Genomic DNA, 24,546 nt, shown 5'->3' with positions numbered 1-24,546 from the left:
CGCGCTCCTTGAATACATTTTTCCTGAAGCTTAGCGAGCCTGGGCAAGGCAATACATGACCCTTTCAGGCAGTGGCCTGGACAGGTCTGGTGCTTTTGGTCAGTCAGCGGTTGTTGTCATCCAGAAAGGTATTGATTGCGCCTGCCACGACCTCCGGTGCTTCCATATGCAAATGGTGCCGACCCGCTAAACGCACCACGGAGGCATCCGGCAACCAGTCCAGCCGGTGATCGAACATGCCGTTGCCGCCCATGCCCTGCTCACCGAGAATCAGGCAAACCGGTGCCTGAATGGCACGAACAAAACCCTCCACCTGTTCTTCGGTAAGCCGCAACGAGGAAGTCAGCCGCAGGCGGCTGTCCGCCCGCCAGGTCCAGCCATCGGTCACCGGCATCAGGCCACGCTCACTCAGCAACGCAGACGCCTCCCGGCTGAGTCCACCGAAGCCGCGGGTGCGTGCCTCAACCGCGTCGGCAATGTCCGTGTACACCGGCTTGCGCTTGTCTGCCAAAGCCATCATGTCATCCAGTGCCTTGCGCAGGGTGCTGGCCACGTCCTTACCGGGCGTGCTGGGCGGGCCCAATCCTTCAATCAGCACCAGCCGGGAGACCCGATCCGGAAACGCTGCCGCAAACAGGCAGGCAATCCCCGCCCCCATGGAGTGGCCAACCAGTGTAAAGCGTTGCCAGCCGAGCTGATCTGCCACTGCCAGCACATCTCGCACATGATCCACCAGGTGGGTTACCACCCCGTCCGGGCGATGGTCCGAGTGACCATGACCGGAAAAATCCAGTGCCACCATGGGGCGTTGCCACTGCGACGCCAGCGGAATATAGGACGCGGCATTGTCCAGCCAGCCATGCAGGGCCAGCACCGGCTCGCCCTCGCCGTCCCAGCTGAGGGCGGCCAGAGTCTGTCCGAAAACGTGAAATTTCTTCTCTTTTGCAGCCATTAACTCGCCTCCCCCTGTTGCAGCGTTTGCAGGGTTTCGCGAAACAGGGCCAGGGTCTGTTCAGGCTTCTCCAGTGGGTACATGTGCGATCCTTCCGCAATGCGATGGAGCATGCCGTGGCGGCGAACATGGCGCCGGGCACTGTCGAGAAACGGAGATGGCGACCCCTTGCCGGTGATAATCGCCCCGGGCACTTTCAGCCTGGGCATGCGTGTGGCAGCCGTGGGGGTATGTCGAAAAATGGCCACTTCCACCTCTGGGCGAAAACGCAATCGCCAGCCGCCCTCCCAGGGCTCCAGCCCCGCGCGCAAATAATCTGCCAGGCAACGTGGATCAAAGGCCCGGAACAGGCCGCGTGAGGAAAAATAGCTTTCCACGGCTTCCCTGTTCGGCCAGTAATCCAGCCGCCCCTTGCTCTTGCCCGCCGGTGTCACTCGATCAATCATGCCGGTCAGCTTCGCCGCATGCATCATCACCCCGTGCCAGCCATTCATCATCGGCGGGTCCAGCATGATCAGCGCGGAAAACCATTCCGGGCGGCGCTGGGCCACCAGGTACATGACTACCGACCCCAGCGAATGTCCGGCTCCAACCAGCGGCTTGGGCAGGGATTCGAGCCTGGCTTCCAGCTCCAGGCTGAGGCTATGCCAGTCCGCATCCACCGGGTAAGCCGGATTGTGGCCCAAGCGATCGATGATGATGACATCGAACTCGTCCGCCAGCGGTGCCAGAAAGGTGTCATAGCTATGGCCGGGAATGCCGTTGGCGTGGGCAAAGACCAGCGTCTGACGACCGGCGGAAACTGCTGACATGGTGTCTCCCTAAGTTGGGCACGAAAATAAAAGAGATCTCCTGAAACCGTGACTTCAGCGTAGATGCATGGCGTAAGAATTTTCTGTGGCGGCAAAGGCTTGCGTCAGGCGCCACGATGAAGTCACGGTTTCAGGAGACATCATAGCCGCAACTGTTCACCCCGGACCATGTCCGATAACGCCACAGAGTGGTCTGCCTTGGTCATCTTTTGTTGGTGTACAATGCCCGCACAAAGGAGGCTCCATGACCCTGATTTCATTCAACATCAATGGTATTCGCGCCCGTCTGCACCAGTTGCAGGCAGTCATCGATAAATATCAGCCGGCCCTGATCGGCCTGCAGGAAACCAAGGTTCACGACCCGGAGTTTCCCGAACAGGCGGTTCGAGACATGGGCTACCACCCCTACTATTTTGGCCAGAAAGGCCACTATGGCGTGGCACTGATTACCCGCGAACCGCTGGAATCGGTTCAGTACGGCTTTCCCTCCGATGATGAAGACGCCCAGCGTCGCATGATCATTGGCACCCTGCGTCATTCCGATGGCTCTGCCATTACCGTGCTCAACGGCTATTTCCCCCAGGGCGAAAACCGCGAGCACCCGCTCAAATTTCCTGCCAAGGAAAAGTTCTACCAGGACCTGCAGAACTACCTGGATAACCACCAGCAACCCGACCAGCAGGTGGCCGTCATGGGGGATTTCAATATTTCCTCCACCGACCTGGACATCGGCATCGGCGAAGCAAATCGCAAGCGCTGGCTACGCGAGGGTAAGACCAGCTTTCTGCCCGAAGAACGGGAATGGTGGCAGCGCCTGATCGATTGGGGGCTCACCGACACCTTCCGGCACCAGAACCCGGAAACTGATGACATCTTTTCCTGGTTCGACTATCGCTCCCGGGGCTTCGAGCGCGAGCCACGCCGGGGCCTGCGCATCGATACCGTCCTGGCCACAGCCCCGCTGCTGGAAAAACTCGATACCACCGGGGTGGACTATGACCTGCGTGGCATGGAAAAACCATCAGACCACTGCCCGGTATGGGCCAGGTTTCGCGGCTAACCCATGAAGATCAAACTGCACCCGGAAAAGCTGAAGCTCAATCTGGACACGATCGGTTTTGTTATCGATCTGTTGATGATTGCCCTGGTCATCCTCAACCTTGGCCTGATCCTGTTCGACTGGCTTTTCCAGGTGCCACCGGTACAGGGGTTTCTGGCAGAGATGACGCCAGCATTCCATGCCTTCTACCGGGATACCATCCACAGTAATTTTCTGTTCTACGACCTCTGTTTCGTCGCTGTCTACCTGACCGAGTTCGTCATCCGCTGGATTGTCGCCATTGCCCGCAGCACCTACCACCGCTGGTTCTTCTACCCCTTTGCCCACTGGTATGACCTGCTCGGCTGTATTCCGGTGGGCAGTTTCCGCTGGTTGCGGATTCTGCGTGTGGTTGGCCTGGTCATGCGTCTGCAGCGCATGGGCATTATCGACCTGTCACAAACCTGGCTGGGCCAGACTATCCTCAAGTATTACGGCATCGTGGTAGAGGAAGTGTCCGACCGCGTGGTCATCAATGTCTTAAGCGGCGCCCAACGAGAAATCGGTGGCGGCAGTCCGCTGCTGCATCGTATCGAAACTCAGGTACTGGCACCGCGCCAGGACAAGCTGGTGAGTTTTATCGCCACCCGCATCGCCGACGCGACCCAGAAAAGCCACGGCCAGTATCGCGATCAACTGGCGGAATATTTCGCCCACCTGACCGACGAATCGCTGACCCGCACCCAGGCCGGTAAACGCCTGGCGGCCATCCCCGTGGCCGGGCCAAGGGCTATCGCCCTGCTCGGCGACGCCGTGCGCGAGACCGGCACCGCTTTCGTGGATCAATTGGTGGATGACCTGGCCTCACCGGCCAACCGGCCGCAGCTTGAGCAACTTCTCCACGATCTGATCGGTGCCGCCAAGGGAGAAGGCGAGCAACTCGACCAGCTGATCCGCGATACCTTGCTGGATGTGCTGGAACAGGTAAAAGCCCAGATGGCCGTGCAACAATGGAAGCTGGAAGAGCAAGACGGCCCCGAAAAAAGTTGATAACATCGAGTAAGACTAAAGTCTCAGCGACTACGCCAACCGGATCACATCATGAGTACCACTGCCGATTCCAGTGACGACAATCTGCAACTACCCCGCTCCCGTATCCTGCTGGTGGATGACACCCCGCAGAATCTGGTGGCGCTCGAAGTGGTACTGGAAGATATGGACTGTGATCTGGACAGCGTGACCAGCGGCAATGCGGCCCTGGCCAAGCTCCTCAAGGAAGATTACGCCCTGGTCTTACTGGACGTACAAATGCCGGAAATGGACGGCTTCGAAGTAGCCGGCATCATGCGATCCCATCAGCGCACCCAGAATGTGCCTATCATTTTTGTGACTGCGATCTCGAAAGAAACCCGCTTTGTGCAACAAGGTTATCGTAGTGGTGCCGTAGACTATCTGTTCAAGCCTATTGATCCGCAACTGCTGCAGAGTAAGGTCAGCTTTTTCCTCAGCCTCGATCAACAGAAGAAGCGACTGGAAGCGAAACTGGCCCAGGCCCGTCGCTCCGAAGCCGAAATGAAGGCGCTTTACGGCGAACCGCCCGAGTAAATTTTCCCGGGCCCGACAACAATAATCGGTCAGGACGACCTCGATAACAGCATGGCCATCAGACTTCCCGGATACCGAATTACCGAACGCCTTGGCAAGGGTGGCATGGCGCATGTCTTTCTCGCTACCCAGCATTCCTTCGAGCGCCAGGTCGCGATCAAAATACTCACCCCCTCCCTCGCCCTGGAACCCAGCTTTGCCGAGCGCTTCATGCAGGAAGCTCGCACCGTGGCCAGCCTTAATCATCCCCATATCGTGCCGGTGTACGACGTGGGCGAGCACGAGGGTTACTATTATCTGAGCATGGAGTACGTGACCGGGGGCAGCCTGAAACAGCGCATTCGCGATGGCATAGAGCCCAGGGAAGCAGAAAACGTGCTGCGGCAATTGGCTGGCGCCCTGGACTACGCCGGCCTGCATGGCTTCATTCACCGGGACGTGAAGCCGGACAATGTGATGTTCCGTGCCGACGGCTCCGCACTGTTGATGGATTTCGGCATCGCCGCCAACATGCTGCGCGATAACAGCGTCACCGCTACCAACAGCATCATGGGCACCCCCAAATACATGAGCCCGGAACAACACCGCTCCCAGCCGCTGACACCGCAATCAGACCTGTATTCCCTGGGCTGTGTGTTCTACGAAATGCTCACTGGCAAACCGCCTTATCACGGCGAGGATACCAGCGCTATGGCGCAGGCCCACCTGCGTGAGCCGATACCTTTACTGCCAGTCACACTCCGCCATTATCAGCCAATACTGCGCCAGTTGCTGGCCAAGGCACCGGCAGATCGACCGGAGAGCGGCGCAGCCCTTGTTGAGGCCCTCGACCACCTGGAATCCCCGGAGCACTACACCCGCGAACGAGCCCGTTACCGCCCGCAGGAAGCCGGGATCAACGGCACCCTGGCACCACGGTTGCGGCTCAAGGAAACCAAGGCAGGAATGAGCTGGCGAGGCAATCTCTACCAGTACGACATTTATCTGGTGGCCGACGACTTCGAGCAGTTCCAGTCCCATTTTCCGGTACTGCGCTCCGCTCTCCAGGACTGGCACCAGCAAAGGGGCTCACGCTGCAAGGGCGTCACCATCAAGGCAACCCTGCATCCGTGGATCAGTGGCCGGGTAAAACAGTATCTCAAAGAGCTTCGCCAGTCAGAGGGGCTGGAATTTCTCGGTCGCCTGCCAATTCTGCTCAACCTGGTGGCCGCCGATGGCCAGCCCATTGAACGGTTAGCCTGGGAGCCAGATTCTGAATCCAGTTAAAACCCAGTATCCACAATTTCACAAAGTAAAACCGTGTCATTACCCCTCGCGAACTCACTGTGAAAACAGGGTTTCTGCCGGGATAGCGATCGCCGAATAACAGACATAAAAAAAGCACCAACATAGGTTGGTGCTCGAGGATCTGCCTAAGTTGATGTGATGCAAGGAGACATCACATTCCCCCCTTAGGGTGGTACCGATGACACCGTTCAGGAGTCTGCCATGCGTTCCAGTGTCATCAAGGTCAGGTTAGGGCAATCGCAAACAACCTGACCAGCGCCTATCGGCGAACGGTACGCAACGCGTTATCAAGGGTAGGGTTTTCCGGATTAGCGGCCAGAAACGGCCTCGCCAGGGCTGCGTAACCACAACAGGCGGGCACCGGCTGCAGCGGCCACCTCCACATCCAGACAGGCCACGGTCCCCACATTGAAACCAATACGCTCGACCGAACCGGTCCAGCTTGCGGTCAACTGGGCCACCAACGGCATATGACTCACCAGCACGGCGTTATCTGCGGGCGGGTTGGCAAGCAACCAGTCAAAAAGCGCTTGCGGGTTGGCATCCGGCACTAGTTGCTCGCAGGTTTGTCGGGGCAAGCCACCATAGACCTGATCGATACAATCTGCGGTCTGCTGGGCGCGCACAAAAGGGCTTGCGATCAGCGCCGATACGGCAATTCCGCTATCCCGCATGCCTTGCCAGTGGGCAAGCAGCGCCGCCCTGCCCGTCTCGGTCAATGGGCGCTGCGCATCGGTAGGAGCCCGGGAAACAGCCTGACCGTGGCGGCTGAGATAAAGCTTCATGCACTGGCTCCAGCGAGCTGGAATTCCACATCGTGCTTGTATTCCCCGCTCATCAACTGCTGGATAACCAGCTCCAGCGGCTGGCCATGGTAAACGATCTGATACAGGGCCGTAGCCAGGGGCATATAGACGTCCAGCTCCGCGGCCTTGTCCGCCACCAGCTTGATAGTGTTGATACCTTCAGCCGTTTGCCCCAGGCTTTCCACCGCCTCCTCAAGGCTCTTCCCCTGGCCTAGCTGGAAGCCCACCTGATAGTTGCGCGACAACGACGAACTACAGGTGGCGATCAGATCCCCCACCCCGGACAGTCCCAGGAATGTCATCGGGTTGGCACCCAACTCCACCGCAAAACGGCTCATTTCCGCCAGGGAACGGGTAATCATGAAGCTGCGGCTGTTTTCACCCACTCCGATGGCCGCGGCCATGCCGGAGGCCACCGCGTAAATATTTTTCAGGGCACCGCCCAGTTCCACGCCGTAGATGTCCGGGTTGTCATAGACGCGGAAGTAATCGCAGCTAAGTGCCGTCTGCACCACCTGGCACAACTCCTCATCGGGGCTGGCTACCACGGTGCCGCTAAATTTCTGCTCGACGATTTCCTTGGCCAGATTAGGGCCACTGAGCGCACCGATACGGGCGTGCGGCCACTCCTGCTGCAACACTTCGCTCATCAGCAGAAAGCCTTCGGAATAAATCCCCTTGGTACAGCTGATCACCATAGTGCCAGCTGGCACCCATTCCCTGGCCTGACGAAGAACGTCCACAAACGCCTTGCTGGGAATCGCCACAAACACCAGGGATGCCTGATCCAGTGCCTCTTCCAGACTGTCTGTGGCATTCACTCCCGCAGGCAATTCAGCACCGGGCAGATAGCGGCTGTTTTCCCGATCCAGATTGATCGCCGCAGCTGTTTCCGGGTCACGTACCCAGATATTCACCCGGTGGCCATTGGCGGCCAAAATGCTGGCCATGGCGGTGCCAAAACTGCCACCGCCCAGAATTGTTGCGTTATGTCTTTCCTGCTCCATACGGAACGCCTTGTATAGCAGCTTTTGAGGCATCATAAGCGCCCATCGAAGCAGAGACAACGGAAGCCTCATCAAGCTTGGGGCGAAGCCAACAGTAGGAGCGCCTCTTGAGGCGCGAACCCGAGCGTAGCGAGGACGGAAGTAGTTTCCGTCCGTCATCCCATATGCACATGTCGAGTTCTGACAGGCTTGATCGCCTGCGGAGATTCCCTCGCCGAGGTTCGCGCCTCACCAAGCGAAGCGAATAGTCGGCGCGCCTACAGGTGGTGATCACAACGCCCGAACAAGAAGCTCCTGCAAGCGTCGTGCAGTCGCCGCCGGATCTTTAGGCAACTGACCTTCTGCCAGCATGGCCTGGTCGAGTAGCAGTGCGGCCATGTCGTCGAAGCGTTCGCCCTCTTCCATCTCGGCCAACGCCTGTAACAGACTGTGGTCCAGATTCACTTCCAGCACCGGCTTGTTTTCCGGCGCCGGTTGCCCGGCAGCCTCCAGCATGCGGCGCATCTGTGGCCCCAGCTGGTCTTCGGCCAACACCAGGCACGCCGGGGAGTCCACCAGACGGGAAGTCGCCCGCACGGCTTCCACCCGTTCTGCCAGGATGCTGCCAAGACGGCCGATCAATGGATTATCGTTATCGGCCTTATCCGTCTCTTCCCCCAGATCCAGCTCGCCACGGGCCGCATTGATCAGCTTCACATCCTTGTAGCTGTCCAGATAGCTGACCATCCACTCGTCCACCGGATCGCTGAGCAACAGGACCTCGATGCCCTTCTTGCGGAAGACTTCCAGATGGGGGCTGTTCTCTGCCGCTGACGGGCTGTCAGCCAACAGATAATAAATCTTGTCCTGCTCAGCTGGCTTGTTCTCCAGGTACTGATCCAGCGACGTGGCCACCTTGCCCGGCTGATTACTACTGGCAAAGCGCAACAGGGCGGCAACCGCCTCCTGATTGTCACGATCTTCGCCAATACCTTCCTTGATCACCTGGCCGAACTGGGACCAGAAGGTGGCGTATTTTTCCTCGTCATTGCCCAGTTTCTTGAGCATCTGCAGTACCCGTTTGGTCAGCGCTGCACGGATTTTTTGTACCGGGCCATAGTCTTGCAGCAGCTCCCGGCTCACGTTCAGTGGCAGGTTCGGGGCATCAATCACCCCTTTGATAAAGCGCAGGTACTGGGGCAGAAACTGCTGCGCATCGTCCATGATAAAGACGCGCTGCACATAGAGCTTGAGGCCACGATTGGCTTCACGGTGATACAGATCAAAGGGTGCCCGGGCAGGGATGTAAAGCAGACTGGTATATTCCAGCTTGCCCTCAACCTTGTTGTGGCTCCAGCTCAGGGCATCCTGGAAATCGTGGCTGATGTGCTTGTAGAAATTCTGATATTCCTCGTCACTGATTTCCTGACGGGGCCGCTGCCAGAGGGCCGTGGCGGAATTGAGGGTTTCTGCTTTTTCCTCGTCGTCACCTTCTGCCGGAGTGACAAGCGTGATCGGGAACGCCACATGGTCCGAATACTGGTTCACCACCTGACGAATCTTGAAGTCATCCAGAAATTCCCTGGCATCCTTGCGCAGATGCAGAACCACCGCTGTACCCTGCTCTGCCCGCTCAATGGCTTCCACGGTAAACTCACCCTGGCCATCGCTTTCCCAGCGCACCCCGGCGGAGACATCGGTACCGGCCTTGCGGCTTTCCACGGTTACCCGGTCAGCAACAATGAACGCGGAATAAAAGCCTACACCAAACTGGCCGATCAGCTGGGCGTCCTTCTTCTGGTCACCGCTGAGCGAGGCGAGGAATTTTTCGGTGCCGGAACGGGCGATGGTACCCAGGTTCTCGATCACGTCTTCCTCGTTCATGCCAATTCCGTTATCGGCGATGGTGAGAGTGCCCGCTTCCTTGTCTATTCGCAGGCTGATAGCCGGGTCATTTCCTGACTCCAGTAACGACGGCTCATCCAGTGCCTTGAAACGCAGCTTGTCGCAGGCATCGGAGGCGTTGGAGATCAATTCACGAAGAAAGATTTCCCGGTTGCTATACAGGGAATGAATCATCAGGTGCAGCAGGCGGGATACTTCCGCCTGAAAACCATGGGTTTGTTTTTCTGCAGACACGGCTGACTCCTCTGGGATTAATCACCCGGGAGTAATAGGGGCAGCCGTGTCTTTTTCAAGGGGGGAGTAAAAGGGATCAGCGCTTGATCTGGTGAGCCAGCGCCGATTTCAGGTCCGGAAAGCGGAACACGAAACCCTGTTGCTCCAGGCGCCGGGGGTAGACCCGTTGCCCGCCCAGCAGGATCTCTGACTGCTCGCCCAGGCCGGCACGCAGAGCCACTGATGGCACTCGCAGAAACGCCGGTCGCTTGACCGCACTGGCCAGCGATTGATGAAACTCACGCTGGGTAACAGGTGCCGGTGCCGTGGCATTGAATACCCCGTCAATCCCCGGGGTTTCCACCGCCCGCACCAGAATCGCCACCATGTCGTCGATGTGTATCCAGCTCAACCACTGGCTACCATCGCCGAGCATGGCGCCAAACCCGAGCCGGTAAACCGGTAGCAGCTTGCCAAGCATGCCGCCATCACGGCCCAGTACAATGCCGGTTCGCACCAGGCACAACCGTACTCCCTGACGGGATACGGGCCGTGCCGATTGCTCCCAGGCATCGCAGAGCAGATAACCGAAATCACGCTTGCGGGCAGAGCTGTCTTCAGTCAATTCCGCATTACCCGCGTCCCCGTAGAAGCCCACTGCGGAGCCGGATACCATTACCGCCGGCTTGCGTTGCAACCTGGACACCAGTGCCACCAGGCCCTGGGTAACACCAATACGGGAATCAAACAGCACCTTCTTGCGACGCTCCGTCCAGCGCCCGGCAAACAGGCTTTCACCGGCCAGGTTGATGATGCCGTCGATGGGGTCGTCATCGGCAATATCATCCAGCGACGAGACGATACGGGTTTCTTCTGGCAACAGCTTGGCAACCCGTTTCGGGCGACGACTGAGCACGACAAGATCGTGCCCATGTGCCGCCAGTCTCCGGCACAGATGCTGGCCGATAAATCCGCTGCCTCCGGTAATCAGTATCTTCAACGCGCTGCCTCAACCTTTTGAATGCTGTTCATGTCATAGAAGTATTCGATGTTGCCTGCTCCCATCGCCACACTCAGGGTCAAATGATCCTCGGTGACCGCCTGCAAAACTCCTGTGCGGGTGACGACGCCACTGGCGGTGATGGTGACGGATTGACCTACCAGGGCACGCAGCTCCTTCAGTTTCGCAGATATTTCCGCAACAGGCTCGTCCACCTTCGTTGCCTGCTCCGACTGTTGTTCAGCCCGCCGTTCACTGTCGTAGACAACCTCTGCCTCATCACTGCCATCGTCCTCTGATACCAGATCAACCCGTTGTCCATTGGGCAACGTCAGTGATTGAAGTTCCTCTGCAGACACACTGCGCTCTACATTACCGCTACCCACATTCATGACCAGCCACAGGCGATCTCCGCTGATGCGGCGCAATACCCCTTCCAGCTCACGGCCACTGCGAGTTTCCAGCAGTACCGTTCTGTCCACATAGGCAACTAGCTCCGGAAAGGTCTTCTCCACGGGCGGCAAGGCTTGCACCTCTTCTGACGCCGGCTCCTCGAAAACGGGGGATCTCAGGGTTGCACTGCCCTCACGCGGAGGAGTAATCACCCGCGTTTCCATTGAGCCCGGGACCACAGCCCAACCCACTTCGCTCTTCTCCAGGCGCACGTGCCGTTGTTCCACCGCACCGCTGGTCAACACTACCCGTGACATTACCTGCCCAGTGGCCTCCGCGCGGCGCAGCTGGACATGCTCCGCCTGCACGGATTCCAGCATCCCTTCAGGGAACTGGGTCGCCAGATACTCCTCTGCCACATAGGCTAATGTGTCATCGTGGTCAAAATGCAAATCCACATTGCCATTACGATAACGAAGATGATTGGAATACGCCGTGAAGTCACCGACCAGATAGCTTTTGAAGCTGTCCGGCATGACCAGCACCATGGAACCGGAAAGCTGATCGGTATCCAGCGGCGCCAGCGCCAGCTCCAGACGGTAACCGCCGGAAAAGATGCGGGTTTCCGGGTAGTCCTGCCCCTCCGGTTTCCAGGATAAATGCACCACCGGAACCCCCTCATCGGATGGGCTCACCAGCATTGAGCGGCGCTCGGTGATTTCTTCAGGATCCCAACCCAGCAGAATGCGCACTTCCAGTTCGGGCAGGAAGCCTTTTCCCTGGCTGGCTGTCAGGACCCCGTCTATCAGTGCCACCCGGTCATAACGGAATTTTTTCCCGTGCAAACGGCCTGACAGGGCCTTTCCCTGACCCTCTACCACCAGCAGCGCGGCCTCCTCAGAAGTCACAAATGCAGTGCTGGTGGCCATATTATCGCCCCGCAAAACCTGGCCCGCCTGCCCCGCCAGGTTTTGCCGGGGTGTCTGTTCCAGTGGGCTCTGGCCAGTAGCTAGGAACAGCGCCACCCCTACTGCCGCCGTCAGCAAAGACGCTACACGCCCCAGCGCCCACCAGCGATATTCTTCCCAGTGCTGCTGCACCTGCCCCAGACTTGCCAGGGGTAACAGGAAAAACAAGGCACTGTGCCCCCGGCTACCCGCCTCGTTCATCAGGCCAAGGGTGCTGATGATGAAGCCACTTACCCCAATAATGATCAGCAGTTCTGCCATCTTCTTATTCTCTCAACAGATGATTCTCTCAACGGAGCATTGAATAAGCTTCTGTGAAGCGTTGTTGGCGCTTTTGCCTTTGCTGCCCTGCTAGCCAGCAATACGCATATGGCCTCTTCAGATTCTCGGCAAAGGTAACCGGGTGGCTGCACAAGCCTCCCTGCGGGAGACGCCAGAACAGGCTCTGCAGGCTCCAGGCGAAAAGGTTATCCCGATGCCTCCACTTTACAAAGCCGGGGCCGGGCATTCCAGCACTTAAGTGACTGATTTTTCTATCCAGCGGCCAGGCATGATCTCCATCACACTCAGCCCTGCAGCAGCCGGCCAGATCCGCTTGCTGCACCGCCAGGTGCTCCAGCCACCACCACTTATCATCGGAAATAAAAAAAAACTTGTCAGCGGGAAAATCTGGATATATACAGGCGCTGAGGACGTCAGGAAACCGGTACCCCGGACCTGGCTCGCCGATTAACAGGTTGTTTGGGGAGGTCAAATACAGGAGGCCACCATGAGTAACCATCGTAATGAGCAAGACCTTGATTCGGAAGATCTGCTGATGAACGAAGATTTCGATATCCTGGATGACGACGTGGACGATGAAGAGCAGGAGGAACGCAGCGCGCGCTCCCGTGCGTTCAACATGGACATGCGTCATCGCATCGAAGATCGTCTGGAGGCCCGTCGCCTGAAAAAGGAACTCAACGAGTATGAGTTCTTCGATCTGGACGACGACATTCTCCACTGAGGGGGAGCTGCTCACACTATTTCTATGGCCCCTGTTGAGGGCCTAACCCTGGAGGAGAAGGCTGATCGCTTTTCCGCCTGTCAGAGACTATAGAAATAGTGTGGGCAACCCCCAACAAAAAAGGCCGGCGAAATGCCGGCCTTTTTTGTATCAGCGAAGGACTATACTACCAGCCAGTCGCTTCTTTCACGGCCTTACCGATTTCCGCAGGGTTGCGTACGGTTTTCACACCGGCCGCTTCCAGGGCTGCAAACTTCTCGTCCGCAGTGCCCTTGCCGCCGGCAATAATGGCACCGGCATGGCCCATACGCTTGCCCGGAGGCGCAGTCACGCCGGCGATGTAACTAACCACCGGCTTGGTCACGTGTTCCTTGATATAGGCAGCGGCTTCGTCTTCCGCAGTACCACCGATCTCGCCGACCATGACAATGGCTTCGGTCTGCGGATCGTTCTGGAACAGTTCCAGCGCGTCAATAAAGGTGGTGCCGGGGATCGGATCACCGCCAATACCGATACAGGTGGACTGGCCAAAGCCGAGTTTGGTGGTCTGATTGACCGCCTCATAGGTCAGGGTGCCGGAGCGGGATACGATGCCCACTTTGCCCGGCTGGTGGATATGCCCCGGCATGATACCGATCTTGCACTCACCAGGGGTAATGACACCCGGACAGTTGGGACCGATCAGACGCACACCACCTTTGCGGGTGATGTATTCCTTCACGTACAACATATCCAGCGCCGGGACACCCTCTGTGATGCAGACGATCAGTTCGATGCCAGCATCGGCCGCTTCCAGAATAGAGTCCTTGCAGAACGGTGCCGGCACGTAGATGACACTGGCAGTGGCGCCGGTTTCGGCAACCGCCTCGGCCACGGTGTTGAACACCGGCAGGCCCAAATGCGTCTGGCCGCCCTTACCCGGGGTCACACCACCCACCATCTTGGTACCGTATTCGATAGCCTGTTCGGAATGGAAGGTGCCCTGGCTGCCGGTGAAACCCTGGCAGATCACTTTGGTGTTCTTGTCGATCAGTACGCTCATGCGGCACCTCCCACTGCTTTCACTACCTGCTCGGCAGCATCATCAAAACTTTGCGCGGCGATAATGTTCATGCCGCTTTCTGCCAGCTTCTGGGAGCCCAGCTCCGCGTTATTACCTTCCAGACGAACAACCACCGGCACGGTCACACCCACTTCTTCCACTGCGCCAATAATGCCCTCGGCAATCAGGTCGCAACGAACAATACCGCCGAAGATGTTCACCAGCACGCCTTTCACCTGATCATCGGAGAGAATGATCTTGAAGGCTTCGGTAACACGCTCTTTGGTGGCACCGCCGCCCACGTCCAGGAAGTTGGCCGGCGCACCGCCTTTCAGCTTCACCAGGTCCATGGTGCCCATGGCCAGGCCAGCACCGTTGACCATGCAACCGATGTTGCCGTCCAGTGCCACATAGTTCAGGTCCCACTCGGCCGCACGACGCTCACGCTCGTCTTCCTGACTGGGATCTTCCAGCGCCTTGATGTCCGGGTGGCGATACAGCGCAGAGCCATCCACGTTGATCTTGGCGTCCAGGCAATGCAGATCGCCCTGGTCCGTGATCACCAGCGGATTGACTTCGATCAGCGCCAGATCCTTGTCTTCGAACAGTTTCGCCAGACCCACAAAGATCTTCGCGAACTGGCCAACCTGCTTGCCTTCCAGGCCAAGCTTGAAAGCAATCTCACGGGCCTGATAGGGCTGCGCACCCACCAGCGGATCGATTTCCGCCCGCAGGATTTTTTCCGGGGTTTCTTCGGCAACGGTTTCAATGTCCACACCACCTTCGGTGGAGGCCATGAACACAACGCGCCGGGAGGCACGGTCAAACACCGCACTCAGGTACAGTTCCTTGGCGATGTCGGTGCAGGTTTCCACCAGGATCTTGGACACCGGCTGACCATGCTCATCGGTCTGAAACGTGACCAGGTTTTTACCCAGCCATTTTTTGGCAAACTCCGCCGCTTCTTCCGGGCTATTCACCAGTTTCACACCACCGGCCTTACCCCGGCCACCGGCGTGTACCTGGGCTTTTACCACCCACTTTTCACCACCAATTTCTTTGGTTTTGGCTGCAACCTCTTCCGGAGTATCGCAGGCGAAACCGGTAGAAACTGGCAGACCATAATCAGCAAAAAGCTGCTTTGACTGATATTCATGGAGATTCATGCCAATACTTCCATATCAATGAATGAGTGGCGCCCGACTGGACGCCGTCACTTCGCGACCGTTCTGCGGCGTTATTTCTTGCGCCGACGCTGCGCCACATGGATTGCCTTGTAATCCACGGCCAGGGCGGCTTCATGAACGGTTTCCGACAGGCTCGGATGACCAAACACCATCAGTTGCAAATCTTCTATGGTGGCGCCGAACTCCATCGCCACCACGCCTTGCTGGATCAGTTCCGAGGCCTGTGGCCCCACCACGTGCATGCCGAGAATGCGGTCGGTTTTCTCATCGGCCACAAACTTGACCATGCCCCCGGTTTCGCCGGCAGCCATGGCGCGACCATTGGCCGCAAAAGGCACTGCACCGGTCTTGTAGGCGTCACCGGATTCCTTGACCTCTTCTTCGGTCTTGCCCACCCAGGCCACTTCCGGGTGGGTATAGATCACCCCGGGAACGGCATCGTAGTTAACCTGGGTGTGCTCGCCGGCAATCACCTCGGCTACCATCACACCTTCCTCGATGGCCTTGTGGGCCAGTGCTGGGCCACGTACCAGATCGCCAATGGCATAAACACCGGGCACATCGGTACGGCACTGGTTATCCACGTAAACGAAATTACGCTCATCCAGGCTGACACCGGCATCCTGACTGAGCAGGCCTTCGGTATAGGGGCGACGGCCCACGGCCACAATCAGGCGGTCGAAGATCTCCTGGTGATCTCCATCCTTGTCGGTGAAATTCACCACTACCTGGTTCTTCTTCATCTCGGAGCCGGTAACCCGGGCACCAAGACGGATATCCATGCCTTGTTTGCTGAACTGTTTCTTGGCGTCCTTGGCGATCTGCTGATCCACCGTCGGCAGGAAGGTGTCCACTGCTTCCAGCACCACCACTTCGCTGCCGAGACGGGCCCAGACACTACCCAGTTCCAGCCCGATCACACCGGCACCAATCACACCGAGACGCTTGGGCACTTCAGGGAGATCCAGTGCGCCGGTAGAATCGACGATGATTTTTTGATCAACCGGGGTCGGCGGGATCTCCACCGGCACGGAGCCAGCAGCCAGAATGATGTGCTCGGCCTGCAGGGTCTGCGCATCACCTTCCAGGGGCGAGAATTCCACCTGCTTGCCACTCTTCAACTGCCCGCTGCCTTGCAGCCAGGTGACCTTGTTGGCCTTGAAGAGCTGAGCGATGCCGCCGGTCAGGTTGCGAACGATGGTGTCCTTGCGCTTGTGCATGGTATCCAGGTCCAGGCTCACGTCGCCCAGCTTGATGCCATGGTCCGCCAGGGAGCTCTGCGCTTCGTGATACTTCCAGGAAGAATCCAGCAGGGCCTTGGAGGGGATACAACCCACATTCAGGCAGGTACCACCCAGTGCGGGCTCGTCCTGCTTGTTGATACGTTTCTCGATACAGGCCGTGTTGAAACCCAGTTGCGCACAACGGATGGCAGCCACATAACCGCCGGGGCCACCACCGATGACAATGACGTCGTACTTGTCAGCCATGATCTATTCCTTCAATCGCTGGCACGCTGCACGAAACACGCTGGCACGCCCTTAGCGTGATTGCGTGCCAACGTGATGCGTGCAGGCATACATTCAGATATCCAGCAGCAAACGCGCCGGATCTTCGATAAAGTTCTTCACTGCCACCAGGAACTGCACCGCTTCCTTGCCATCGATCAAACGGTGGTCATAGGACAACGCCAGGTACATCATCGGCAGGATTTCCACCTTGCCGTCTCACCGCCATGGGGCGTTCCTGGATTTTGTGCATGCCGAGAATGGCTGTCTGCGGCGGGTTGAGAATCGGCGTGGAAATCAGTGAGCCGAACACCCCGCCATTGGAAATAGTGAAGGTGCCGCCGGTCATTTCTTCGATGGACAGCTTGCCCTTCTGGGCCTTCTGACCGTACTCAATGATCTGGGATTCCACTTCCGCCAGACCGCGCTGGTCCGCATCGCGAATCACCGGAACCACCAGACCACGCTCGGTGGACACTGCCACACCCACGTCGTAGTAACCGTGGTACACAATGTCCTCGCCATCGATGGACGCATTCACGGCCGGGAACCGTTTCAACGCTTCCACGCAGGCACGGGTGAAGAAGCCCATGAAACCCAGACGCACGTTGTGAGCCTTTTCGAATTCCGGCTGGTAATGCTTGCGCATATCCATGATCGGTTTCATGTTGACCTCGTTGAAGGTGGTCAACATGGCGGAGTTCTGCTGGGCAGACACCAGTCGCTCGGCGATACGCTTGCGCAGACGGGTCATGGGAACCCGACGCTCTTCGCGTTCACCCGGCGTTGCCGGTACATCCAGGGTGGCCGGCTGCTGCGGTGCTGGCTGGTTGGCCCGCTTCTCTTCCTTATCGCTGATGGTTTTTTCCACATCCGCCTTGGTGATGCGGCCGCCCTTGCCGGTGCCGGTCACTTGTGCAGCGGCAACGCCATGTTCGGTCATCAACTTACGGGCCGCCGGGCCGGCCTGATCCGAGGCGCTATCGTCGTCGCTGGCAGCCTCATTGGCGGGTGCCTTCTCTGCTGCCGGTTCCTCTTCCTTCTGCTCGGCCGGAGCCGAATCGGCCTTGTCGCCACCAGACGACGCCGAACCGCTGGCGCCCTCTTCGAAATGACCCAGCACCTGCTGGCTCTCAACGGTGTCGCCTTCTGCGGCGAGAATTTTGCTGACTACACCGTCAGCCGGTGCCACTACTTCCAGCACCACCTTGTCGGTTTCGATGTCCACCAGCAGCTCATCACGCTTGACCGCTTCGCCTTCCTGTTTGTGCCAGGTGGCTACGGTGCCGTCCGCTACTGATTCGGGAAACTGCGGAGCTTTGATATCAGTCGCCATGCCTAATCCTTATTTACTTGATCTCGAAGGCGTCCTGGACCAGACGCTGCTGTTGTTCCACATGAAGGGCCATGGAGCCAGCTGCCGGCGCGGCAGCCATATCACGGCCAGCGTAATGCACCCGCAGGTCTCCGACCTCGCGGGCCACCCGGTACATATGGTGCTGCGAGCAATACCAGGCGCCCTGGTTCATGGGCTCTTCCTGGCACCACACCAGGTTTTCCAGATTGGGGTAGCCCTCCAACACTTCCTGCAAGCGCTGCTCCGGGAACGGATAGAGCTGCTCGACGCGAATCAGCGCGGTATCGATCAACTCATCACTGTCGCGCTTCTCCAGCAGGTCGTAGTACACCTTGCCGGAACACATCACTACCCGTTTCACCTTGTCACGATCCAGCTCTGCCGGATCATCCAGCACGGTACGGAAAATACCGTCAGCCAGATCTTCCAGGGTGGAAATCGCTTTTTTATGCCGCAGCAAACTCTTGGGACTCATGATCACCAATGGTTTGCGCAGCGGGCGCACTGCTTGGCGGCGCAACAGGTGATAAATCTGGGCCGGGGTGCTGGGAACGCAGATCTGCATGTTGTGCTCGGCGCACAGTTGCAGGAAACGTTCCAGACGGGCGGAGGAGTGTTCAGGCCCCTGCCCTTCATAGCCATGGGGCAACAGCATGGTCAGCCCACACAGGCGGCCCCACTTCGCTTCCCCTGAGGAAATGAACTGATCGATCACCACCTGGGCGCCGTTGGCGAAGTCGCCAAACTGCGCTTCCCAGATCACCAGCGTCTTGGGGGTGGTAGTGGAGTAGCCGTACTCGTAGCCCAGCACCGCCTCTTCGGACAGCAACGAATCGTAAATATCGAAACGTGGCTGCCCTTCATAGAGATGCTGCAGCGGCACATACTGCTCACCGTCTTTCTGGTTGTGCAGCACCGAATGACGGTGAGAGAAAGTGCCGCGGCCGGAATCCTGCCCGGTGAGACGCACATGGAAGCCTTGATCGATCAGGGTGGCGTAGGCCAGGGTTTCACCGTACCCCCAGTTCAACGGCAAGGCACCGGCGGTCATCTTGCGGCGATCTTCGAGAATCTTTTTCACCTGCCGCTGGACCACAAGACCTTCCGGCGGCGTTTCCAGGCGAGTGGCAAGATCCTGCAATTTTTTCAGCGGATAGCTGGTATCCCAGTCATCTTCCACCTGATGGCCGATGTAGGGTGACCAGTCCACGAACAGGGACTTGTTGGGTTCACGCACCAGGGATTTCACCACGTGGTCGCCCGCATCCAGCATGTTGCGGTAATCGTCAGCAGTTTTCTGTGCTGCCTGCTCACTGACCACGCCCTCACTGACCAGACGCTCCGCATAAAGCGTTCGCGTAGTCGGGTGGGACTTGATCTTCTTGTACATCAGCGGCTGGGTAGAAGACGGTTCATCCGCCTCGTTATGACCCAGGCGGCGATAGCAGATCAGGTCAATCACCACATCCTTCTTGAACTGCATGCGGTAGTCCACCGCCAGCTGAGTGACGAAGTACACCGCTTCCGGGTCATCTGCATTGACGTGGAAAATGGGGGCCTGCACCATTTTTGCCACGTCGGTGCAGTACTCGGTGGAGCGCGCATCATCACGACGGCTGGTGGTAAAGCCGACCTGGTTGTTGATGATCACGTGCAGGGTACCACCGGTATAGAAGCCCCGGGTCTGGGACATCTGGAAGGTTTCCATGACCACGCCTTGACCGGCGAAGGCGGCATCGCCGTGCAGCAGAATCGGTACGACCTGTTCGCCTTCATGGTCTTCCCGGCGATCCTGGCGGGCCCGCACCGAGCCCTCCACAACCGGGGAGACGATTTCCAGATGCGATGGGTTGAACGCCATGGCCAGGTGAACTTCACCGCCGGAGGTCTGCACATTGGAGGAAAAGCCCTGGTGATACTTCACATCACCGGAGCCGGTTTCGATAAAGCTCTTGCCATCGAATTCCTCAAACAGATCCTTGGGGCTCTTGCCCAGGGTGTTGACCAGCACATTCAGACGACCCCGGTGGGCCATGCCGATGACCAGTTCCTTGGCGCCGTAGCTGCCCACCCGCTGAATGATTTCGTCCATCAATGGAATCAGGGATTCGCCCCCTTCCAGACCGAAACGCTTGGTACCCGGGTACTTGCTGCCCAGATATTTTTCCAGGCCTTCTGCGGCGGAGAGACGCTCGAGAATATGCTTTTTGACGTCTTCACCGTACTCCGGATGGCTGCGCACACCTTCCATGCGCTGCTGGAGCCAGCGTTTTTCCGCAGTGTTGACGATATGCATGTATTCAGCACCCACGCTGGAACAGTAGGTGCCCTGCAAACAGTCAACGATTTCACGGAGGGTGGCTTCGGGCTTGCCGATAAACAGGTTACCGGTCTGGAATACGGTATCCAGGTCCGCGGGACTTAGCCCGTGGTGAGACAACTCCAGATCCGGCACTGCTTCGCGTTCCATGATCCCCAGTGGATCCAGCTTCGCCACCTGATGGCCCCGGTTGCGGTAGGCCGCAATCAGGTGCAGCACTCGCACCTGGCGCCGCTCGTGCTCGGTGCTGACAGCACTGGCACCGAACTTTTGCACCCGGGAACGATTCTTGGCCTGCAACAGGAAGTATTCACGAACAGCCGCATGGGGAACGTCAGATTCGACGGCGGCATCAACACTGGGGAGTTTTTCGAAGTAGACGCGCCAGTCTTCCGGCACAGAATTGGGGTCAGTCAGATAGGATTCGTACAGTTCGTCGACATAGGCGGCATTGGCTCCTCCGATATGGGAGGACTGCCATTGGCGCTGCATGGAACTGTCTTGCATGTCAGCTCGTTCCTTCAGCGGGAGGTGTCACACTCTGTGGTAGGTGGTGTCACTGCGACCACAGGGGGGCGACCCTGTTCCCGTACGCTTTGTATTGTCCGGGACAGCGCCTTTTAAGCCCTGCCCCACCCATGAGATGAAACAAAACCGCCCAACTTCACCGGGTGGGGTGAGGGTGAGTGTTCTGTCACGTCTCGACGAGGGATTACCTCGAATCGTCGTCTAGTGTAGCCCTTTTATTTCGGTTTTGTTAGACGCCGATTTTGATAAAACAACTTAACACTTTTTCTATCCGTTACGGCACTGGCAAAACGTCGAATAGACACCATTCAACGACACTTCTTACGGTAACAGATACAAAAAAGGCGGCCAGATGGCCGCCTTCTTCGTTCGGGTCAGATGCCCCGTTCCAGCAACATGGAACGGATATGGCCAATGGCCCGGGTCGGGTTGAGACCTTTCGGACACACGCTGACACAGTTCATGATGCCGTGGCAACGGAACAGACTGAAGGGGTCATCCAGCTTGCTCAGTCGCTCTTCGGTAGCCGTGTCGCGGCTGTCCGCCAGGAAGCGGTAGCTCTGCAACAGGGCCGCCGGGCCCAGGAACTTGTCCGGGTTCCACCAGAAGCTCGGGCAGCTGGTAGAGCAGCAGGCACACAGAATGCACTCGTAAAGACCATCCAGCTTGGCGCGGTCTTCCGGAGTTTGCAGGCGCTCGATAGCTGGCGCCGGGCTGGTGTTCTGGAGGAACGGCTGCACCTTCTCGTACTGGTTGTAGAACATACCCATGTCCACCACCAGGTCACGAATCACCGGCAGGCCCGGCAACGGGCGCAGGATCAGCGGCTTCTTGCCTTCCAGTACACCCGGTGCCACCTGGGACAACGGAGTGATACAAGCCAGGCCGTTCTTGCCGTTGATGTTCATGCCGTCAGAGCCACATACACCCTCACGACAGGAGCGACGGTAGGACATGGAGGAATCCTGCTCTTTCACCAGAGCAAGGATGTCCAGCACCATGAGGTCTTTACCATTGGTATCAACCTCATACTCCTTCATGCTCGGCTCGCGGTCCGTTTCCGGATTGTAGCGATAGATACTAACTTTCATCGTATTACTCTCCGTTAGTAGGTCCGAGCCTTGGGCTGGAAGGTGTCGACAGTCTTCGGCTTGAAGTTCACGTCACGCTTGCCCAGCTTCTTGGCTTTCGGGTCGAAGATGGAGTGGCACAGCCAGTTCTCATCGTCACGATCAGGGAAATCGTAGCGGGAATGGGCACCACGGCTCTCGGTACGACCTTCTGCTGCAATGGCAGTGGCTTCAGCCACTTCCAGCAAGTTCTCCAGCTCAAGCGCTTCGATACGCGCAGTGTTGAACGGCTTGCTCTTGTCATCCAGATGCGCCTTGCCAATGCGCTCGCGCAGATCCGCAAGCTTGGCCACACCTTCCGCCATCAGATCGCCTTTGCGGAATACACCGAAGTGATTCTGCATCACGCTCTGCAGCTCCTTGCGCAGGGCCGGAATGGATTCGCCACTGGTAGACTCATCCCAACGACGCAGGCGCGCCATAGCTTCGTCGATGTTGGCATCGGTAGGCTCGTACTGGGTCATGCCCTGGCGTAGCTGATCCTCGATATAAAGGCCTGCAGCCCGACCAAACACCACCAGATCCAGCAGCGAGTTACCGCCCAGGCGGTTTGCACCGTGTACAGATACACAGGCGACTTCGCCCACTGCAAAGAGACCGTTGACGAACTGCTCTTCACCTTCATGGCCGCCAGACAGCTTGATGGCCTGACCGTGAACGTTAGTGGGGATACCACCCATCATGTAATGACAGGTCGGCACAACCGGGATCGGTTCCTTCACAGGATCAGTCTGTGCGAACGTAATGGCCAGTTCACAGATGCCCGGCAGGCGGCTGTGCAGCACTTCTTCACCCAGGTGGTCGAGCTTGAGGAATACGTGGTCGCCGTTCGGGCCAGCGCCTCGGCCGTCCAGAATTTCCATCATCATGGAACGGGCAACAACATCGCGGGAGGCCAGATCTTTGGCGTTTGGCGCATAACGCTCCATGAAACGCTCGCCATCCTTGTTGATCAGATAGCCACCCTCGCCCCGACAACCCTCGGTAACAAGTGTGCCTGCACCGGCAATACCGGTGGGATGGAACTGCCACATTTCGATGTCTTGTACCGGCACGCCAGCACGCAAAGCCATGCCAACACCGTCACCGGTATTGATAAGAGCATTGGTGGTAGAAGCGTAGATACGACCGGCACCGCCGGTAGCAAAGACGGTTGCCTTGGCCTTGAAGAACACGGTCTCGCCGGACTCAATATCGATGGCGATCACGCCACAGACATTACCTTCGTCGTCCTTGACCAGTTCGGAGGCATACCACTCGTTGTAAAACTGGGTGCCGTTCTTCAGGTTCTGCTGGTAAAGGGTATGCAGCAGCGCATGGCCGGTACGGTCAGCGGCCGCACAGGTACGGGCCGCCTGACCGCCTTCACCGAAGTTCTTGGACTGACCACCGAACGGACGCTGGTAGATACGGCCTTCTTCGGTACGGGAGAACGGCAGACCCATGTGGTCCAGTTCAAAGACCGCTTCCGGGCCCACATTACACATGTATTCGATCGCGTCCTGGTCACCGATGTAGTCGGAGCCCTTGACGGTGTCGTACATGTGCCAGCGCCAATCATCGTTGGGATCAGCAGACGCGATGGCACAGGTAATACCGCCCTGGGCGGACACGGTGTGCGACCGGGTCGGGAATACTTTGGAAATCAGCGCAGTCTTGAAACCGGACTGGGCCATTTGCAGTGAGGCGCGCATACCGGCACCACCACCACCTACGACGATAGCGTCAAACGTAATAGTGCGAATGGACATGGATTACGCCCCTCCCCAGATCAGAACCAGACCCCACAGCAGATACACCACCAGAGCCAGAGCGATTGCCACCTGGGCAATCAGGCGCACGCCGGTGGCAGCTTTACCCAAGGTCATGCCGGTCAGGTAGTCGGTGGTTACACCCCACAGGCCTACCCAGGTATGTGCAGCAACGGAAACTACCAGCAGGGTGTTGGCAATCTGCATGCAGACAGAGCCCATCAGGGCCTTCCAGCTGCCGTAGTCCAGATCACCGGACAACATCAGGTAGCCCAGCATGCCGATCATGTACACACCAATGATAACGGCAGACACACGTTGAATGAGCCAGTCATACAGGCCGTTACGGCCCAGGCTCGTCACACTGGTTACCATATCCAGCCTCCTACCAGCAGAATCAGTACTACAGAGATGATGAACACCAGTTTGGCGCCACGCTGGCCGCCTTCCAGGGTCTCACCCACTCCAGCATCCATAACAAGGTGGCGAATACCTGCCACCAGGTGATACAGCAGTACAGCCAGAATGGCCCATACCACCAGCTTCACCAGCGGGGAGGTCATCAGTTCTTTCAAGTCCGCAAAGCTCTCGGGAGACGCCAGGGAGCGATCCAGCATCCACAACAGAATCGGCAACGCCAGGAAAATGGCAACGCCGGTTACACGGTGGGTGATAGATGCTATAGCCGTGACCGGGAACTTGATCGTGCTCAGATCGAGGTTAACGGGTCGCTTATCGTTCACGGTAGCCT

General features: G+C 58.0%; 20 protein-coding genes and 1 pseudogene. 5 read left to right on the top strand and 16 right to left on the bottom strand.

The window, feature by feature from the left end; translation table 11 throughout:
* Positions 1-103: 103 nt before the first annotated feature.
* Together ACMG4M_RS08300 and ACMG4M_RS08295 are read right to left on the bottom strand one after the other, a co-directional pair.
* A complete protein-coding gene (locus ACMG4M_RS08300) occupies positions 104-952 on the bottom strand; it encodes an alpha/beta fold hydrolase (RefSeq protein ID WP_035244111.1) in 849 nt (282 codons plus the stop codon).
* The gene (locus tag ACMG4M_RS08295; protein ID WP_035244110.1) at positions 952-1,764 is read right to left on the bottom strand and encodes an alpha/beta fold hydrolase; all 813 of its coding nucleotides are present in this window, start codon (positions 1,762-1,764) and stop codon (positions 952-954) included. The genes ACMG4M_RS08300 and ACMG4M_RS08295 overlap by 1 nt, the downstream gene beginning before the upstream one ends.
* 244 nt (positions 1,765-2,008) lie before the next feature.
* Here ACMG4M_RS08295 and xthA point away from each other — a divergent pair, with 244 nt between their 5' ends.
* Genes xthA through ACMG4M_RS08275 form a run of 4 tightly spaced genes read left to right on the top strand, consistent with a single transcriptional unit; the run spans position 2,009 to position 5,674 of the window.
* Entirely contained in the window at positions 2,009-2,824 is an 816-nt protein-coding gene (gene xthA, locus ACMG4M_RS08290; protein ID WP_272997958.1) for an exodeoxyribonuclease III, read from the top strand.
* A 3-nt stretch (positions 2,825-2,827) separates the two neighbouring features.
* A complete protein-coding gene (locus ACMG4M_RS08285; RefSeq protein WP_035244108.1) occupies positions 2,828-3,853 on the top strand; it encodes an ion transporter in 1,026 nt (341 codons plus the stop codon).
* A 51-nt stretch (positions 3,854-3,904) separates the two neighbouring features.
* Complete coding sequence (locus ACMG4M_RS08280; RefSeq protein ID WP_035244105.1) at positions 3,905-4,408, top strand: two-component system response regulator; 504 nt, start codon at positions 3,905-3,907, stop codon at positions 4,406-4,408.
* 51 nt (positions 4,409-4,459) lie between these two features.
* Positions 4,460-5,674, top strand: coding sequence for a serine/threonine-protein kinase (locus ACMG4M_RS08275; protein WP_272962657.1), 1,215 nt, complete (start codon positions 4,460-4,462; stop codon positions 5,672-5,674).
* 329 nt (positions 5,675-6,003) lie between these two features.
* Here ACMG4M_RS08275 and sixA read toward each other — a convergent pair whose 3' ends face one another.
* The 5 genes from sixA to ACMG4M_RS08250 form a co-directional block, all read right to left on the bottom strand.
* Positions 6,004-6,480 (bottom strand): phosphohistidine phosphatase SixA, encoded by a 477-nt coding sequence (gene sixA / locus ACMG4M_RS08270; protein WP_035244101.1) that lies wholly within the window; start codon positions 6,478-6,480, stop codon positions 6,004-6,006.
* Positions 6,477-7,508 (bottom strand): NAD(P)H-dependent glycerol-3-phosphate dehydrogenase, encoded by a 1,032-nt coding sequence (locus tag ACMG4M_RS08265; RefSeq protein WP_272962680.1) that lies wholly within the window; start codon positions 7,506-7,508, stop codon positions 6,477-6,479. Before ACMG4M_RS08265 ends, sixA begins: the two co-directional genes overlap by 4 nt.
* A gap of 270 nt (positions 7,509-7,778) precedes the next feature.
* Positions 7,779-9,626 carry a molecular chaperone HtpG gene (htpG, locus tag ACMG4M_RS08260; RefSeq protein ID WP_035244097.1) on the bottom strand — a complete coding sequence of 616 codons (1,848 nt, stop codon included), beginning with the start codon at positions 9,624-9,626 and terminating at the stop codon, positions 7,779-7,781.
* A gap of 76 nt (positions 9,627-9,702) precedes the next feature.
* On the bottom strand, positions 9,703-10,605 hold the full coding sequence (locus tag ACMG4M_RS08255) for a TIGR01777 family oxidoreductase (protein ID WP_035244095.1): 903 nt from the start codon (positions 10,603-10,605) through the stop codon (positions 9,703-9,705).
* Positions 10,602-12,227: a hypothetical protein gene (locus tag ACMG4M_RS08250; RefSeq protein ID WP_035244093.1), complete on the bottom strand. Its 1,626-nt coding sequence runs from the start codon at positions 12,225-12,227 to the stop codon at positions 10,602-10,604. Before ACMG4M_RS08250 ends, ACMG4M_RS08255 begins: the two co-directional genes overlap by 4 nt.
* Positions 12,228-12,735: 508 nt before the next feature.
* Here ACMG4M_RS08250 and ACMG4M_RS08245 point away from each other — a divergent pair.
* Entirely contained in the window at positions 12,736-12,972 is a 237-nt protein-coding gene (locus tag ACMG4M_RS08245; RefSeq protein WP_035244089.1) for a PA3496 family putative envelope integrity protein, read from the top strand.
* A 166-nt stretch (positions 12,973-13,138) separates the two neighbouring features.
* Here the strand turns inward: ACMG4M_RS08245 and sucD are convergent, their stop codons facing one another.
* From sucD to sdhC, 9 genes and pseudogenes are all read right to left on the bottom strand, one after another.
* On the bottom strand, positions 13,139-14,014 hold the full coding sequence (gene sucD / locus ACMG4M_RS08240; RefSeq protein WP_272962660.1) for a succinate--CoA ligase subunit alpha: 876 nt from the start codon (positions 14,012-14,014) through the stop codon (positions 13,139-13,141).
* Positions 14,011-15,180, bottom strand: a complete 1,170-nt coding sequence (gene sucC / locus ACMG4M_RS08235; RefSeq protein ID WP_035244084.1) for an ADP-forming succinate--CoA ligase subunit beta — start codon at positions 15,178-15,180, stop codon at positions 14,011-14,013. Before sucC ends, sucD begins: the two co-directional genes overlap by 4 nt.
* Positions 15,181-15,251: 71 nt before the next feature.
* Positions 15,252-16,691, bottom strand: coding sequence for a dihydrolipoyl dehydrogenase (gene lpdA, locus ACMG4M_RS08230; protein ID WP_414431105.1), 1,440 nt, complete (start codon positions 16,689-16,691; stop codon positions 15,252-15,254).
* Positions 16,692-16,784: 93 nt separating this feature from the next.
* Positions 16,785-18,045, bottom strand: a pseudogene (gene odhB, locus ACMG4M_RS08225) (2-oxoglutarate dehydrogenase complex dihydrolipoyllysine-residue succinyltransferase).
* Positions 18,046-18,058: 13 nt separating this feature from the next.
* Complete coding sequence (locus ACMG4M_RS08220; RefSeq protein WP_035244080.1) at positions 18,059-20,893, bottom strand: 2-oxoglutarate dehydrogenase E1 component; 2,835 nt, start codon at positions 20,891-20,893, stop codon at positions 18,059-18,061.
* A gap of 395 nt (positions 20,894-21,288) precedes the next feature.
* Positions 21,289-22,005 carry a succinate dehydrogenase iron-sulfur subunit gene (locus ACMG4M_RS08215; RefSeq protein ID WP_035244079.1) on the bottom strand — a complete coding sequence of 239 codons (717 nt, stop codon included), beginning with the start codon at positions 22,003-22,005 and terminating at the stop codon, positions 21,289-21,291.
* A gap of 14 nt (positions 22,006-22,019) precedes the next feature.
* Positions 22,020-23,795 carry a succinate dehydrogenase flavoprotein subunit gene (gene sdhA / locus ACMG4M_RS08210; RefSeq protein ID WP_035244078.1) on the bottom strand — a complete coding sequence of 592 codons (1,776 nt, stop codon included), beginning with the start codon at positions 23,793-23,795 and terminating at the stop codon, positions 22,020-22,022.
* A 3-nt stretch (positions 23,796-23,798) separates the two neighbouring features.
* Complete coding sequence (gene sdhD / locus ACMG4M_RS08205; RefSeq protein ID WP_335625582.1) at positions 23,799-24,170, bottom strand: succinate dehydrogenase, hydrophobic membrane anchor protein; 372 nt, start codon at positions 24,168-24,170, stop codon at positions 23,799-23,801.
* On the bottom strand, positions 24,164-24,538 hold the full coding sequence (gene sdhC, locus ACMG4M_RS08200; protein ID WP_084573340.1) for a succinate dehydrogenase, cytochrome b556 subunit: 375 nt from the start codon (positions 24,536-24,538) through the stop codon (positions 24,164-24,166). Before sdhC ends, sdhD begins: the two co-directional genes overlap by 7 nt.
* Between the last annotated feature and the right edge of the window lie 8 nt (positions 24,539-24,546).

Source organism: Alcanivorax sp. IL3, assembly GCF_047495465.1.
Lineage (GTDB): Bacteria > Pseudomonadota > Gammaproteobacteria > Pseudomonadales > Alcanivoracaceae > Alcanivorax > Alcanivorax jadensis.
The sequence above is the reverse complement of the archived record's forward strand: the minus strand, read 5'-3'. Positions and strand labels throughout refer to the sequence as shown.

What these genes read in the sequence shown, in the direction of transcription:
- ACMG4M_RS08275 (WP_272962657.1), top strand. Translation starts at nt 4,460, where the DNA reads ATGGCCATCAGACTTCCCGGATACCGAATTACCGAACGCCTTGGCAAG.
- ACMG4M_RS08285 (WP_035244108.1), top strand. Translation starts at nt 2,828, where the DNA reads ATGAAGATCAAACTGCACCCGGAAAAGCTGAAGCTCAATCTGGACACG.
- ACMG4M_RS08295 (WP_035244110.1), bottom strand. Translation starts at nt 1,764, where the DNA reads ATGTCAGCAGTTTCCGCCGGTCGTCAGACGCTGGTCTTTGCCCACGCC.
- ACMG4M_RS08220 (WP_035244080.1), bottom strand. Translation starts at nt 20,893, where the DNA reads ATGCAAGACAGTTCCATGCAGCGCCAATGGCAGTCCTCCCATATCGGA.
- sixA (WP_035244101.1), bottom strand. Translation starts at nt 6,480, where the DNA reads ATGAAGCTTTATCTCAGCCGCCACGGTCAGGCTGTTTCCCGGGCTCCT.
- sucD (WP_272962660.1), bottom strand. Translation starts at nt 14,014, where the DNA reads ATGAGCGTACTGATCGACAAGAACACCAAAGTGATCTGCCAGGGTTTC.
- sdhA (WP_035244078.1), bottom strand. Translation starts at nt 23,795, where the DNA reads ATGTCCATTCGCACTATTACGTTTGACGCTATCGTCGTAGGTGGTGGT.
- sucC (WP_035244084.1), bottom strand. Translation starts at nt 15,180, where the DNA reads ATGAATCTCCATGAATATCAGTCAAAGCAGCTTTTTGCTGATTATGGT.
- ACMG4M_RS08265 (WP_272962680.1), bottom strand. Translation starts at nt 7,508, where the DNA reads ATGGAGCAGGAAAGACATAACGCAACAATTCTGGGCGGTGGCAGTTTT.
- ACMG4M_RS08280 (WP_035244105.1), top strand. Translation starts at nt 3,905, where the DNA reads ATGAGTACCACTGCCGATTCCAGTGACGACAATCTGCAACTACCCCGC.
- ACMG4M_RS08245 (WP_035244089.1), top strand. Translation starts at nt 12,736, where the DNA reads ATGAGTAACCATCGTAATGAGCAAGACCTTGATTCGGAAGATCTGCTG.
- xthA (WP_272997958.1), top strand. Translation starts at nt 2,009, where the DNA reads ATGACCCTGATTTCATTCAACATCAATGGTATTCGCGCCCGTCTGCAC.
- ACMG4M_RS08300 (WP_035244111.1), bottom strand. Translation starts at nt 952, where the DNA reads ATGGCTGCAAAAGAGAAGAAATTTCACGTTTTCGGACAGACTCTGGCC.
- ACMG4M_RS08250 (WP_035244093.1), bottom strand. Translation starts at nt 12,227, where the DNA reads ATGGCAGAACTGCTGATCATTATTGGGGTAAGTGGCTTCATCATCAGC.
- lpdA (WP_414431105.1), bottom strand. Translation starts at nt 16,691, where the DNA reads ATGGCTGACAAGTACGACGTCATTGTCATCGGTGGTGGCCCCGGCGGT.
- ACMG4M_RS08215 (WP_035244079.1), bottom strand. Translation starts at nt 22,005, where the DNA reads ATGAAAGTTAGTATCTATCGCTACAATCCGGAAACGGACCGCGAGCCG.
- sdhD (WP_335625582.1), bottom strand. Translation starts at nt 24,170, where the DNA reads ATGGTAACCAGTGTGACGAGCCTGGGCCGTAACGGCCTGTATGACTGG.